General features: G+C 57.7%; 15 protein-coding genes. 10 read left to right on the top strand and 5 right to left on the bottom strand.

Going from position 1 to position 13,948, the window contains the following annotated elements; all coding sequences use genetic code 11:
• Positions 1 to 29: 29 nt before the first annotated feature.
• Genes fliP through fliF form a run of 4 tightly spaced genes read right to left on the bottom strand, consistent with a single transcriptional unit; the run spans position 30 to position 3,290 of the window.
• On the bottom strand, positions 30 to 764 hold the full coding sequence (gene fliP, locus V6N02_RS08050; protein ID WP_371225013.1) for a flagellar type III secretion system pore protein FliP: 735 nt from the start codon (positions 762 to 764) through the stop codon (positions 30 to 32).
• On the bottom strand, positions 761 to 1,066 hold the full coding sequence (locus V6N02_RS08045; RefSeq protein WP_371225012.1) for a FliM/FliN family flagellar motor switch protein: 306 nt from the start codon (positions 1,064 to 1,066) through the stop codon (positions 761 to 763). The genes fliP and V6N02_RS08045 overlap by 4 nt, the downstream gene beginning before the upstream one ends.
• Positions 1,063 to 1,650, bottom strand: a complete 588-nt coding sequence (locus V6N02_RS08040; RefSeq protein WP_371225011.1) for a FliH/SctL family protein — start codon at positions 1,648 to 1,650, stop codon at positions 1,063 to 1,065. Before V6N02_RS08040 ends, V6N02_RS08045 begins: the two co-directional genes overlap by 4 nt.
• Positions 1,650 to 3,290, bottom strand: a complete 1,641-nt coding sequence (fliF, locus tag V6N02_RS08035) for a flagellar basal-body MS-ring/collar protein FliF (RefSeq protein ID WP_371225010.1) — start codon at positions 3,288 to 3,290, stop codon at positions 1,650 to 1,652. Before fliF ends, V6N02_RS08040 begins: the two co-directional genes overlap by 1 nt.
• A 111-nt stretch (positions 3,291 to 3,401) precedes the next feature.
• On the opposite strand from fliF, the gene V6N02_RS08030 reads away from it, so the two are divergent.
• From V6N02_RS08030 to V6N02_RS07985, 10 genes are all read left to right on the top strand, one after another.
• Positions 3,402 to 3,908: a flagellar basal body-associated FliL family protein gene (locus V6N02_RS08030; RefSeq protein ID WP_371225009.1), complete on the top strand. Its 507-nt coding sequence runs from the start codon at positions 3,402 to 3,404 to the stop codon at positions 3,906 to 3,908.
• Between the two features lie 11 nt (positions 3,909 to 3,919).
• The gene (locus tag V6N02_RS08025; protein ID WP_371225008.1) at positions 3,920 to 4,330 is read left to right on the top strand and encodes a hypothetical protein; all 411 of its coding nucleotides are present in this window, start codon (positions 3,920 to 3,922) and stop codon (positions 4,328 to 4,330) included.
• On the top strand, positions 4,327 to 4,935 hold the full coding sequence (locus V6N02_RS08020) for a MotE family protein (RefSeq protein ID WP_371225007.1): 609 nt from the start codon (positions 4,327 to 4,329) through the stop codon (positions 4,933 to 4,935). Before V6N02_RS08025 ends, V6N02_RS08020 begins: the two co-directional genes overlap by 4 nt.
• Positions 4,936 to 5,003: 68 nt before the next feature.
• On the top strand, positions 5,004 to 5,873 hold the full coding sequence (motA, locus tag V6N02_RS08015) for a flagellar motor stator protein MotA (protein ID WP_371225006.1): 870 nt from the start codon (positions 5,004 to 5,006) through the stop codon (positions 5,871 to 5,873).
• Positions 5,874 to 6,337: 464 nt separating this feature from the next.
• Positions 6,338 to 8,152, top strand: coding sequence for a hypothetical protein (locus V6N02_RS08010; RefSeq protein ID WP_371225005.1), 1,815 nt, complete (start codon positions 6,338 to 6,340; stop codon positions 8,150 to 8,152).
• 69 nt (positions 8,153 to 8,221) lie between these two features.
• The gene (locus tag V6N02_RS08005; RefSeq protein ID WP_371225004.1) at positions 8,222 to 9,076 is read left to right on the top strand and encodes a transglycosylase SLT domain-containing protein; all 855 of its coding nucleotides are present in this window, start codon (positions 8,222 to 8,224) and stop codon (positions 9,074 to 9,076) included.
• On the top strand, positions 9,073 to 11,163 hold the full coding sequence (flhA, locus tag V6N02_RS08000; protein WP_371225003.1) for a flagellar biosynthesis protein FlhA: 2,091 nt from the start codon (positions 9,073 to 9,075) through the stop codon (positions 11,161 to 11,163). The genes V6N02_RS08005 and flhA overlap by 4 nt, the downstream gene beginning before the upstream one ends.
• On the top strand, positions 11,160 to 11,930 hold the full coding sequence (locus tag V6N02_RS07995) for a flagellar biosynthetic protein FliR (protein ID WP_371225002.1): 771 nt from the start codon (positions 11,160 to 11,162) through the stop codon (positions 11,928 to 11,930). Before flhA ends, V6N02_RS07995 begins: the two co-directional genes overlap by 4 nt.
• A gap of 3 nt (positions 11,931 to 11,933) precedes the next feature.
• Complete coding sequence (locus V6N02_RS07990) at positions 11,934 to 13,019, top strand: EscU/YscU/HrcU family type III secretion system export apparatus switch protein (RefSeq protein ID WP_371225001.1); 1,086 nt, start codon at positions 11,934 to 11,936, stop codon at positions 13,017 to 13,019.
• A complete protein-coding gene (locus tag V6N02_RS07985; protein WP_371225000.1) occupies positions 13,016 to 13,441 on the top strand; it encodes a hypothetical protein in 426 nt (141 codons plus the stop codon). Before V6N02_RS07990 ends, V6N02_RS07985 begins: the two co-directional genes overlap by 4 nt.
• 3 nt (positions 13,442 to 13,444) lie before the next feature.
• Here the strand turns inward: V6N02_RS07985 and V6N02_RS07980 are convergent, their stop codons facing one another.
• On the bottom strand, positions 13,445 to 13,945 hold the full coding sequence (locus tag V6N02_RS07980) for a flagellar basal body-associated FliL family protein (protein ID WP_371224999.1): 501 nt from the start codon (positions 13,943 to 13,945) through the stop codon (positions 13,445 to 13,447).
• Positions 13,946 to 13,948 lie beyond the last annotated feature (3 nt).

The raw sequence follows: 13,948 nt of genomic DNA, 5'->3' as shown, positions 1-13,948 counted from the left end.
GTCCGAAAGTGCATCAGCGCCAGATAGATTTAGAAGTACCCGCGCACCAAGCTATCGGCAATCAGGCGCCAGCCGTCAGCGATCACAAAGAACGCGAGTTTGAACGGCAAGGACACGACCACCGGCGGAACCATCATCATACCCATGGACATCAGGACGGCCGCGACAACCAGATCAATGATCAGAAAGGGAAGAAAGATCAGAAAGCCAATCTGGAACGCTCTTGAAATCTCAGACAGAAGAAAACTTGGCACCAATACTGAAAGTGGAGCATCTGCCCCTTGGGCGATCTGGGCTCCGTCGGGGCGCAATGCGGCCATCGAGGCAAAGGTCTCTGCATCCACGCGACCTGCCATGAACAGGCGAAACGGTTCTAGCGCCCGTTCAATGCCTGTCTCAACGGAAAATTCATTATTGAGCAGCGGATCAATGCCCTGTTCCCAGGCGGCCATGAATACAGGCTCCATCACAAAGTAGGTTAGAAATAGAGCCAAGCTGATGATCAGCATGTTTGGTGGCGATTGCTGTAACCCGATGCCCTGTCTCAGGATCGACAACACCGTGACCATGAAGGGAAAACAGGTGATCATGATCGCCAACCCCGGTGCGAGGCTGAGAACCGTGATCAGCAGGATCAGCTGGATCGTGCGCGCCGACAGGCTGGCGTCATCGCCCAATGAGATCGAGATGTCCTGTGCCATGGCCGGCGGGGCAAACCAAACGAGTCCCCCGACAATAAACAACAGTAGAAATAAACGGTTCATCCCAGACCGTCTTGCAGATCGGCCACTTCGATCAGACGCACCGCCAGTTGTCCGGCCTGATCCCCCTGCAGCTCTTCCAGCTCACCTCGTGCGATCAACCGATCCCCGACATAAAGCTCAACCGGGTCCTCGACGCGCTTGTCCAACGGGAGGACCGCATCACGCCCCAGGTTCAACAGGTCCCGGATCAGCGGACGGGCCTTGCCAACCGATATCGTGATCTCGATCGGAACCGAAGTAAAAGGGTTTGAAACTTCACGGGGTGCAGAAGTTTCAGAGGTCAAAGTGGCATCATCGGTCATGCTGTTTCCTTCTGGTTTTCATCAAAAAAGCCCGTCATCATCTGCTCGATGGTGGCCAACACACCGCTCAGATCGATCTCGCGTTCATGGTTGCCGAACCGGACAAAAACCTGGCCCTCGCCCAAAGACAGTTCTTCGATGACGGTAACGGGCATGGCGGGATCGTCACCCAGCAGGGCCTCAAGCGTGGCGGCGTTAGAGGGTGCGGTAACCAGCTCGATCGGTTGCGGCCCCAGTTCGCGGGCCATGCCATGCACCTGATCTACAAGTTGCGCACCCAGCGTTTGGAGCATCAGAGCAGGCAGAACCGTTTGCGTGATCTGTTCCAGTAACGGGCGCAGTGACGCAAGAACTGCGGAATGTGCCTCTTGATAGGTGATTGACAGATCCTGCAGGTTTTGGGCCAAATCTACAGACACCCGCCGCGTGTCGTCCTCGGACGCCTTTGACGAATCGTCCCAACCGGCCTGATAGCCTTTCTCAAAAGCCTCTAGTCGCTGTTCTTCCAATGAAACGTCAGTCAACGACACTGGCTTACCGCGCGCATAAGCGCCGAAATCTTCGAGGAGATGGGAAATGCTCATCAGGCTTTCTCCTCTTCGCCTTCCAACCAGTTGCGCAGGATTTCAACCGTTTCTTCCTGCCGCTCACCGATCAGGTTGCGCAGCCGCTCAACAGGGTCCTCTCCGGACTGGCACAGATCGGGCAGAGTGGAGTCTGCATCACCCGATGGTGTGCCAATCAGAGCCATGGTTTCCGGATCACGGGTGAGATCATCAATTTCCCCCGTGATCGGCGTTAGTTCCGGCGCGGCAGCGGGCGCGTCCTCTTGCGATACGGATGGTGGAGCTGTGGGCGGTGCCGCCAATTGCGCCAAAGACTGCTCGGGGGGGCGGCTTAGCAGGGGCCGGACCACAAAGAGGCCCAAAATCAACGCCACGATCGCCAGAACGGCCGCCTGAATGATCGACATGATATCGATCGCCATACCGTTCAACCAAGACGCTTCGGCCGTGGTTCCCGCCGGACTGGCCAGTTCGAACTGCATTGTCTTGAGGGTAATCACATCGCCGCGGTCTTCGTTAAACCCCACCGCCGAGGCAACCAGCTCGCGCAGCGCGCTCAATTCTTCGTCCGAGCGGGGCTGAAACGTTTCAACCCCCGCCTCGTTTGTCCCGACCGTGCCGTTGACTAGCACGGCAACGGTCATCCGTTTGATCGCGCCGGGCACCTGGGTAACCTCGCGCTCGGTTTGGGACACTTCGTAATTCACCCGTTCGCGGGTCTCACTGGTTTCGCTCGATGAACTATCGCCTGCGCCTGCATCCCCCTGGGGCAAGTTCGAGGCCACCGTCACATCACCGCCTCCTTGATCAGAAGCCGAGTTCGAGCGCTCTTCCGTATCAATACTGATCGCGACGCGGCTTTCGGGGTCAATCAGCTTCTCACGAATCGACTCGGTGGTTGTGATTGTGTCCACGCTGACTTCGACAACTGCATTGCCGGCACCCACACGTGCTTCAAGCAGGCGCTCGACCTTCTGACGAATCGCATCGGAACGATCATCGGCGGTATTAGCCGGGGCCTCTTCCACGGCACCGATCAGCCCGCTTTTGCTGTCGATGACCGACACGTCCTCGGGTGTCAGACCTGTGACGGCGGAGGCCACCAGAAACTGCAGTGCACGGGCGTGCTTGGCGGTAATACCACCGTCATTTGTGGTAAGCGCCACCGACGCCGTCGGTTGCACATCGCGCTGAAAAGGGTTCGTCCCGGTGCTGGCAATATGGACGCGTGCTGCGCTGACCGAGGGGTGCGAGACGATCGTGCGGGCCAATTCACCCTCTTTCGCACGCCAATAGGCCGCATCAAACATCTGCGACGTGGTGCCAAAACCGCTTAATCCATCCAGCAATTCGTACCCTTTGCTGGAGTTTGCAGGCAGGCCTTCACTGGCCAATGTCATGCGCAATTCATCCCGCCGGCCTGATTCGACAAAGATGGAGCCACCCCGCACGTCATAGGCGACACCGCGCTGTTCCAGGGCGCTGACGACCTCGCCTGCCTGGCCGCTCTCAAGACCCGCATAAAGCAACGTCAGACTGGGCGAAGACGCCATGCGTGCAAGAGCCAGAACGGCTGCGAACATGGCGATTGTCGCCAATACGATTATCGTCCGTTTGCGCGCATCCAGCGCCGTCCAGAGAGTTGCGATCTGCTGCAATTTCTTTGCCTCCTCATCCACGACGTTCTGCCGTGCGGTGAGGTCATCTTTCGCTGATCAGGCTTAACAATCGGTTAGTTCCTGCCGGTCTATAGTGATCGAAACGAACGCATGGATATCGACATGGCGAAAGATACGGAAACAGACGAAGAGGCGCCAAAGCGGCCCTCGAAACTGCCATTGATCATAGGGCTTGCTCTGGCACTCGTTGGCGGTGGGGCTGGATTTTACGCGGTGCAATCCGGCTTGCTGTTGGGAGGCGATTCGCATGCCGACACCGGGCATGGCGACGAAAAGGAAATGGCGCACATCACTGCCATGCCCGATATCGCCTTTGTGCCGGTTGAGCCAATTATCATTTCTCTCAGCGGGGACAGCGGCCATCTGCGGTTCCGTGCGCAGCTTGAAGTTCAGAACGGCTATCAAGGTGAGGTGGAACAGCTGATGCCGCGGGTTGTCGACGTCTTGAACAACTACCTGCGTGCGCTTGAAGTTGAAGATCTGGCCAACACCAGTTCGCTGGCGCGCCTGCGGGCCCAAATGCTGCGCCGGGTGCAGATTGTCACCGGTGGCGGGCGCGTGAATGACCTTCTGATCATGGAATTTGTACTGAACTGAGGACGCGAAATATGGAACTGATTGCTGATATTCTGCTGGTTGCCGGCGCTTTGGGGGCCGGTTTCTATTGCTACATTCTTGCACGGCGACTCAGCCGGTTTAACGATCTGGAAAACGGTGTCGGCGGGGCGGTGGCCGTACTGTCAGCGCAGGTTGATGATCTGACCAAAACGCTTGAGGCGGCCAAGAATATCGCCGGGGCCTCAACCTCATCTCTGGAAGGATTGACGAACAGGGCCGAAGGTGTCGCCAAGCGGCTGGAACTGCTGGTGGCCTCGATGCATGACCTGCCGGACATGGCGCGCGAACCACAGCCTGCCCCGCCCCCAGCACCTGAACCTCAGGCCGCTTCCCCGGTACCGCAACCCGAAGCCCCGCCAACCGGTCCGGTCTTCAAACGCCACAGGGAGGTCGCAGAATGATCTTCAGACGTTCCAAGTTGAAAGGTGGTCGACGCAGCCCCGGGAAGGGGGCGTTGGTGATGGTCGCCGCGCTCCTGATCAGTTCAGCCGCTCTGCGCATGGGCGAAAGTGCCGGTCAGGCGCTTGCTCTTGCGCCCGAGGAAATGATGGTGAGCGAGCTTGATCCTGTACCGATGCAAGCTGCGTGTTCGGCACCAGAAGATCTGGAGCCGATGCTGGCCGCGTTCCAGAAGAGAGAAGCGAGAATCGCCGAACAGGAGAACGCCATTCGCAACCGGCTTCAGGCGTTGCGTGTCGCCGACGAAGAGATTGAGCGAAAGCTGGCCGCCCTTACCCAGGCCGAGAACGACCTGCGCGAAACAATCGCCCTTGCAGATACCGCAGCAGAGGGTGATCTGGCCCGGTTGACCAAGGTCTATGAAACCATGAAACCCAAACAGGCCGCCGCGCTTTTCGAGGAAATGGATCCCGAGTTTGCAGCCGGTTTCCTGGGCCGGATGCGCCCGGATGCGGCCGCAGCGATCATGGCTGGCCTGACACCCGCGGCCGCACATTCCTTTAGTGTGGTTCTGGCCGGGCGTAATGCGGAAGTTCCCAAAGAATAAGGCCGAAACGCACGGTTTCTTAACCTGCAGATGGCAATGTGGCCCCGAACATCCGGGCGGAGAATACAATGATCGGGATACTTGGCATTCTGATAATCTTTGTGATGGTCTTTGGTGGTTATCTGGCCGCCGGGGGCAAGCTGGGTATTATCTTCAAGGCGCTTCCCTTTGAAATGATGATCATTGGCGGCGCGGCCGTAGGGGCTTTTCTGATCGCGAATGACATGTCGGCGGTCAAACACACGTTGAAAGACGTGGGCAAGGTTTTCAAAGGCCCGAAGTGGAAACCCGACGACTACCGTGACCTGCTGTGTCTGCTGTTCGAGCTGATCCGTCTGGCCCGTACCAACCCGGTTGCGATCGAAGAGCATATTGAGGCTCCGGATGAATCGTCGATTTTCGCCAAGTACCCCCGGATCCTTGCGGACGGCGAAGCCGTCTCTTTGATCAGTGACACTTTGCGATCGGCATCGATGAATTATGACGACCCTCATCAAGTCGAAGAGGTTCTGGAAAAGCGGATGGAAGCCAATCTGCACCATGCCCTGCATTCCAGCCATGCCTTGCAGGCGATGGCTGACGGCTTGCCGGCACTGGGCATCGTGGCCGCCGTTCTTGGGGTGATCAAGACGATGGCTTCGATTGATCAACCTCCTGAAATCCTCGGGAAAATGATTGGCGGTGCCTTGGTCGGAACTTTCCTGGGAGTATTCCTGTCCTACGGCCTTGTCGGCCCGTTCTCGGGCAAAGTGAAGACGGCGGTCGAGGAAGACAGCCATTTCTATCAGCTCATCCGAGAAGTGCTGGTGGCGAACCTGCACAATCATGCCACCAACATCTGCATCGAAGTAGGGCGTCAGAACACGCCAGCCCATAATCGACCCAGCTTCAATGACCTGGAAGACGCATTGAAATCAGTCAAACAGGATGCGGCATGATCGGGCGCGCCCTGATTTTGCTGATAAGCTTGGTCGCAGCCCTTCCCGCTGCTGCCCAGGTTGTGCAGCTTCGCTCGGGGGAACATGACACGTTCTCGCGGTTGACTATTGAGATGCCATCACGACTGGACTGGGCGATTGAACCAGGGGAAAACAGCGCCGAGGTTCAGTTTGATGCTGCAAATCTGCAGGTCGATACAAGCGTTGTCTTTGATCGAATCCCGCGCGACAGGGTCTTGGATGCAACTTGGGACAACACCAGGAAAACACTTCAACTCAGCTTTGGCTGCGAATGTAAAGTTACCGGGTTTTGGCACGGAGCGTCTTTGTTGGTCCTTGACGTGAAACAGCGGCCAGCACGCGCTGATATTTTCAAGACAAAGTCCATATCCGCAACATCCGAGACAGACATAGTTCCGCAAATCCGCTCACCTTTTCAAGCGGTCAAGCCGACCTCGGATGGAATGTCAGGGCCACGTGTTGAAACACCAACCCAGCCTGCCGACCCGATCACAGCACTCGAGAAGCCCGCAACTTTGAATGATGCGCGTGACCGGCTTTTGCAGCAGCTTGCCCGCGCCGCATCACAAGGCCTTGTTGAACCGCGAGTGTCCCTGCCTGAGGCACTTGCCGGGCCGAGTACTTTAGAGCCCGCCGAAAAACCACCCAAGCTGGCCGACGAAGAACCCGACAATCCGGGCCTCCCACAGATCAACCTGAAGGCCGAAAGCAGCATCGATCGCGATTTTCTGGACTTTGATCTCGCAAATGCCACAGCTGGTGGAACCAATGGGTGTTTGCCTCTGGATCAAATAGATGCCGCGTCCTGGGGGAATGACGCTCCGTTTGGGCACCAGATCTCGGCGTTGCACCAGAGACTGACTGGCGAGTTTGATGAGATAAACCACGACAGCGCGTTAAAGCTTGCACGCCTTTACCTTTTCTTCGGTTTTGGTGCCGAGGCACGCGCAACTCTCGCCCTGCTTCCATCAACAAACGTGGATGCTTTGGTAACTCTGCAATTGGCCGAGATTGCTGAGCATGGCCATGCAGAAGGCGCCGGCTACCTGGCCAATCAAATGGATTGTACGTCACCCGCGGCGCTTTGGTCGGCCCTGTCCTATGAGGCAATTCCAAGCGATCTGCCAATCGATACCGATGCGATCCTGCGTGAATTCAATGCCCTGCCACAACATCTGCGCAGGCATTATGGCCCCATATTGTCGCGGCGATTTTTAAATGCCGGTCAGGCGGATGTCGCCAAAAAGCTGTTACGCATCCTAGACCGCCCCGACACGGCATCAACACCGCAAGCCGAGTTGGCCAAAGCGCAGGCGGATGCTGCGTCTGGCCAAACCCGACAGGCCGACATCCGATTGGAAGACGTTGTAAAAAGCAATGCAGAACCATCGGCAGAAGCGTTGGCCAACATGATCAATGACCGCGTGGCCCGTGGTCAGCGCGTCTCTTTTGAAGAGGCACAGCTGGCCGGGGCATACGCATTTGAGAAGCAAAACGACCCGATTGGCGCCGAATTATCAGCCGCCCATATCCGGGCGCTGGCATCTGCGGGATCATTCGACATGGCGTTTGAAACGTTGGTGGATCGAGGTCGGGCCCTCAGGCCCGATCAGATACCAGCTCTGCACTCGGATATGATGCGGCTTTTGGCAGACAATGCCAGCGACGTGACATTTCTTCACCATATGCTTGCACAGCGATTTGGCGCGGCGCCCCAGCTTGATCCGTTTGCCGTTAACAAGGCTGCCGGTCGTCTCATTCAACTTGGTTTCCCCGGGTCGACAACCGAGTTGATTGCGCAAGACCCTCCGCGCAGCAGCTCGGCATTCCGCGAACGGCGGTTGCTACGCGCAGAGCTGGCTTTGAAACTGAACAGGCCGCGCCAGGCCATTGTCGAACTGCTTGATCTGGAAGGGGCAGATGTCAACGGGCTGCGCGCGCGGGCATTAAGCGCTGCAGGCGATCACGCTGCGGCGTACTATCTCTTCGCATCATCCCCCACCCCAGAAAACGCACGACAGGAAGCCTGGTTGCAGGGTGACTGGAAGCGTGCGGCGGCTCCCGGAGAACCCGCTTACACCGCACTCGCCGATCTTATGGCCACAAGAGAGACCGCTACGGACACCAAAGCAGACGCAAGTCAGGCAGTTCTGGCCCGGAATCGCAACCTGATTGCAGCCAGCACAGCGGCGCGCGAAACCTTGTCGGCCATCCTTGATGCAAACCCGGTCCCAGTTGGTGCCAAGGCCAACCCCTGATCCCCCTTACGCTTACCAAATCTAAAGACACAGCGCCTAAACTTCATATCGAAACGCCAGAAGGCGTGGATGAAAGAGAGCGAACCAGTGGACGCGACGGTGAAACCGACGGGCTTGAAATCAAATGGAAAACCGTTCGATCGCGGATTGAGACTCACTCTCAGCCGCGCTCTTTTTCGTACAACACTTGGTTTGGCTTGCTGGAGTTCAACTTTGGTCGGCATAGCATCAGCCAGCATACCAATCGGTGACACCTGCGATCACGCCGCACAGATTGCCGCATCAGAGAGTGGCGTGCCCGTTTCTGTTCTGCGCTCAATCACCCGAACGGAAACCGGCCGCACGCGTGCGGGTAAGCTCCAGCCATGGCCATGGACTGTTAACATGGAGGGCGTCGGTAAATGGTTTGAGACCGAGGATGCCGCCAGAGCTTATGTCTTCAAGCACTTCAAAGGCGGTGCCCGCAGTTTTGATGTTGGCTGCTTTCAGATCAATTACCGCTGGCATGGCGAGGCGTTCCGCTCGATTGATGAAATGTTCGATCCGGTGGAGAATGCCCGCTACGCGGCCTCTTTTCTGATGCGACTGCACGATGAGACGCAGGACTGGTCAAAGGCTGCTGGTGCCTACCATTCACGCACTCCGAAATTCGCCAAACGGTATCGCACCCGCTTCGATGAGATCCGTCAGACTATGGATGTCACCCCGGTCTCTCCTTCTTCACGAACAATGGTGGTGACGCGTGAAACCCACGAAGCTCGGCCAGTCCGGGTCAACCGGTACCCTTTGCTTCGGCAGGTTTCGCATCATGGATCCCGCGGTTCTCTCGTTCCGTTGGGTGAGACCAGACACAATCCGATTGGCCGTGATGCAGGGACCGCTCTGATCTCTTTGGATGCAAACCGGGGAGGATTGCAGCCATGACGCGTCTGAACATCTCGGATGTATTCCAACCCACGGTCCTTTTGGCCGTCGCGCTGATGGCGATCATCGTGATGATGATATTGCCAGTGCCCTCTTGGGTTCTGGATGTCGGTCTTGCTGCTTCTTTCGCCCTCGCGATCCTGATTTTTACCGTCACCTTGTTCATCGAACGGCCCCTGGATTTCTCGGCCTTCCCGACAATACTTCTGGCCTCGCTGATGTTGCGACTTTCGCTGAATGTTTCCTCGACGAAACTGATCATTGGACAGGGTCACACCGGTACAGATGCCGCTGGCGAGGTGATCGAAGGTTTTGCAAATTTCATCATGGGCGGCAGCGTGTTTCTGGGCCTCGTCGTTTTTGGTGTCCTGCTCATCGTGAACTTCATGGTGATTACCAAAGGGGCCGCACGCATGGCCGAAGTCAGCGCGCGCTTTGCGCTGGATGGCATGCCGGGCAAGCAGCTGGCCATCGACAGCGATATGTCTGCCGGCGCTATCGATCACCAGGAAGCCAAGGAACGCCGCGAGCGTGAACAACAGGAAACCACGTTTTTCGGCTCTCTCGACGGGGCATCCAAATTCGTCAAAGGCGACGCGATCGCGGGTCTTCTGATCACAATGCTGAACCTGATCATGGGCCTGATCATGGGTGTGATCGTACATGACATGCCCCTGGGGCGAGCCTTTGAAACCTATACCATCCTGACGGTCGGTGATGGGCTTGTTACGCAAATTCCCGCTGTCATTATCTCCATTGCTTCGGCACTTTTACTGGCACGTGGCGGCACACAGGGCGCAACCGATCTTGCCCTTAGCTCGCAACTGGGGCGTCATCCATCGGCGCTAGCCACGGTGGGCGTGCTGATGGGGCTGTTCGCACTGGTCCCGGGACTGCCCTTCCTGCCATTCATGATTGGTGCACTGGCCCTTGGTGCAACCGCGACATGGATGATCCTACAACGGCGAAAAACACCCGTTTCACCCGATGTTGCACCCGATCCATCCGATGTTCCTGCTGACAAATCATTGGGCGATATCCTTGAACTGGACGACATCCACGTGGAGTTCTCGGCGGACCTTGTGAACCTCATGCTGGATCCCGGCACCGGGCTGGACGCGCGAATTTCGAACATGCGTACCCATATCGCGACGCGCTTTGGGATGATCCTGCCCGAGATCAGATTGACAGATGATCCGGCGCGCGCACCCGGAACTTATGCGATCCGTATTCAGGGTGTCGAACAAGCGCGCGCGACCTTACGGGCGGATCAGATGTTGGCGCTAGATCCCACCAGTCATCCTGACCTGCCTGCAGGCGAGGATGTCAAAGAACCGGTCTATGGCGCACCTGCCCGCTGGATCCCGGCCGACGCCCAGGATGACGCCGCATTGGATGGGGCCACATTGGTGGCTCCCGCCGAAGTGATGGCGACACATCTTCTTGAAGTTGTTCGCAAAAACCTGAGCCGGCTGCTGACTATGAAATCCATGCGCCGGCTGCTGGACGAAATGGTCAATCTCAGCGATCCAGCCAGATGTGATGCCAATCGCAAGCTGTTGGATGAAATCATTCCGGATCGTGTGCCGCCCGACATGTTGCACTCGGTGCTGCGGCTGTTGCTGGCCGAGCAGGTCTCGATCCGCAACCTGCCTTTGATCCTCGAGGCGACGGCCGAGGCGCGCCAGCTGCAGGGGGCACAGCCCGAAACGATTTGCGAGCACGTTCGCCAGCGCCTTGGGTTCCAATTGGTGGCCAATCTGGCGCGTGACGATGGCAGTCTGCCCCTGATCCAGCTGGCACCGGAATGGGAAGACACGTTCGCGACCTACCAGATCGACAGTGACGCCAACCGACTGGACGTGGCCCTGCCACCCGAACTTTTCAATACGCTGACGGAGGCAGTTTCAGACGAGGTCAACAAAGCCGGAGATCAGGGGCTTTTCCCCGCCATCGTCACATCAACCGCGCGACGGCGGTTCCTGCGCACCGTTTTGAGTGCGCGCAACATTGCCAATCCTGTTTTGTCCTTCGAGGAAATCGGGCTGGAGGCCAAACCCTCGCTTGTGGGCGTTGTCGCCGCATGACTGCTGCCGCTGACCTTCTGAATCTCACGCAGGATGTGCTTTGGCTGCATTTCATCGTGTTTCTGCGCGTGGGGCCCGTGATGTCGCTTTTCCCGGGCCTCGGCGAGCGATCCGTGCCGGTTCGGATCAAACTGGTGTTGGCCTTGGCCGTTACCGTGATCGTCGCGCCCGCAGCGGCGCCTGGTCTTGGCCACCTCGTCGATACACCACCCCCCATCGGATGGCTGGTTCTGAGTGAAACACTGGTGGGGTTAATCATCGGCATTGGCATCCGCCTGTTTCTGCTGGCCCTGCAAACCGCTGGTGCAATCGCCGCGCAATCCACATCGCTGGCGCAGATCCTGGGCAATGCGGGTGTGACGCCCCTGCCGGCCATGGGCCACCTTCTTGTGGTCGGGGCCCTGGCCCTGGCGATGATGCTCGGCCTGCACGTGCGCGTGGCCGAAATGTTGGTGCTGACCTACGGGCTGTTCCCACCAGCCCAGATGCCCGATGCCAGCGCGGTTTCGCTCTGGGGAGTGCGGCAGGTGGCAGGTGCCTTTGCCTTGGCCTTTACCCTGGCCGCGCCGTTTGTGATCGTCTCGGTGCTTTACAATCTTACCCTCGGCATCATCAATCGGGCGATGCCCCAGATGATGGTGGTCTTCGTCGGCGCACCGGTGATCACCCTGGGAGGGCTGTTTCTACTTCTCTTATTGGCGCCGACAATGCTGACGCTCTGGGTCGATGCCCTGCATGGTTTCATCGCCAATCCGTTCGGGGGCTAGGCGATGTCCAAGCAAGATGACGATACCGAAAAGTCCCACGAACCAACGCCGCAGAAATTGCTTGAGGCGCGAAAGAAAGGCGAGGTTGTCCGCTCGGCCGACCTGACCACCGCCGCCTCATACGGGGGTTTCTTGCTGGCTGGTCTCGTCGTGGGCGTGCCGTCGATCCAGGGGATCAGCACGGCAATGATGGCGCTTCTTGATCAGGCCGATCCGCTGTCAGAGGTGATTTTCAAAGGATCGGGGGCGTCTGCCCTGACAGGGTTGGTGGTCGCTGTCTCTCTGTCGCTTCTCGGTTGGTATCTGATCCCGTCCGGCATGGCGCTGTTATCGGTGATCGCCCAACGCAGCTTTGTGGTGTCTGGCGAAAAAATTATGCCCAAGCTGAACCGTCTTAGCCTGATCCAGAACGCCAAGAAGAAATTCGGACCTTCGGGCCTTTTTGAGTTTGCCAAGAATTTCGTCAAGCTTGTGGTGTACTCAATTTGTCTTGGGCTTTACCTGAATTATCGGCTTGATGACATGGCTGCGACTTTGTTTGGCAGCCCGCAACTTGTCGGCGCGTTGATGATGCGGATGCTGATCGAGTTCATGTTCGTGGTGCTTTTGATTGCACTGGTGATCGGTGGCCTTGATTTTGTCTGGCAGAGGTTTGATTTCATGCGCCAGCATCGCATGTCGTACCGAGAACTGCAGGAAGAACACAAAAGCTCGGAAGGCGATCCGCATCTCAAACAAGAACGTCGTCAACGCGGAGCGCGGATAGCCTCAGAGCAGATGATGAGTGACGTCCCCACCGCTGATGTGGTGATCGTCAATCCAACCCATTATGCCGTCGCCCTGAAATGGAGCCGTGAGCCGGGTTCGGCGCCGGTCTGCATCGCCAAAGGGGTGGATCACGTTGCGCTCGCCATTCGGGAATGCGCCATGGAACATGGTGTGCCGGTGCGACACGATCCGCCCACCGCACGCGCATTGCATGCCACAACCGACATCGGCCAGGAGATCGATACCGATCACTACCGCGCCGTGGCGGCGTCGATCAGGTTTGCTGATGACATGCGTCGCCGCGCCAGGAGCTTTGGATGAGCCGCGACACTCTGGAAGATCTGACCGAGTTGACCGGGGCGCTCTACCGGGCTGAACAAGCCCGAATGCGCGATCTTGTTCAGCAGGAGACCAGCCTGCGACAAGCCCTTGCGCAACTGGAAGACCATCGAAAGGCAGCCCTGTCATTGCCAGCAGAGGAGTTGCACGCAGTGCGCCAAATTGGGGCGGACATCCTCTGGCAAGGTTGGGTCGGCCGCAATCGCGAAGAGCTGAACCGGCAATTGGCCCTCTGTCTTGTGCAAAAGGCCCGTCATCTCACAGCCCTTCGCAAAGCCTATGGCAAGCATCAGGCATCGGAAGCTTTGTTAGAGCAAGAAAAAGCAGCCCATCGCAAAATTCTGGGCCGCCGTCAGACTGCGCAGGAACAGGAACAGTCTCTGATCCGTGCCAGTCAGGTTTGAATTTCAGACATCTTGTCTTGCGATATCGGTGATAACGACTGCGCGGACAGCCTTGCCGACAACCGACTGGGCCGCCTCGGTCAAGGCCATCCGAAGGGTGTCCATTGTATTGCCATCCGTAAACCGGCCATGGAATCCTCCGACATTGGCGTGATCGAACAGGACTTGTAACAGGACATCGCGCAGCTTGGGTTCGCGGCGATAGACGTCGGTTTCACCGCCGGCGTCCACCTCGATGCCCAAGGACATCACGACCAGGGAATCCACCATATCGTCGCGAACCACCGGCACCACGAACTGATTATTCAGCTCGACATATTCAGGTATATCGGACTCATCCTTCTCCTGCGTTGCATCATGACCATCCTCATGTTGCGGATTTTCTACACTAACCTGCGCATGCTCGTCAGCCATGTCAGCCGGGCTTGGCTTCAGCACGATACCGGCACCGATTCCCGCGCCGGTCCCGACCAGAAGCAATAGAACAGGTAAAATCTTATTCATCTC

Source organism: Roseovarius conchicola (assembly GCF_041403425.1).
Taxonomy (GTDB): domain Bacteria; phylum Pseudomonadota; class Alphaproteobacteria; order Rhodobacterales; family Rhodobacteraceae; genus Roseovarius; species Roseovarius conchicola.
The sequence above is the reverse complement of the archived record's forward strand: the minus strand, read 5'-3'. Positions and strand labels throughout refer to the sequence as shown.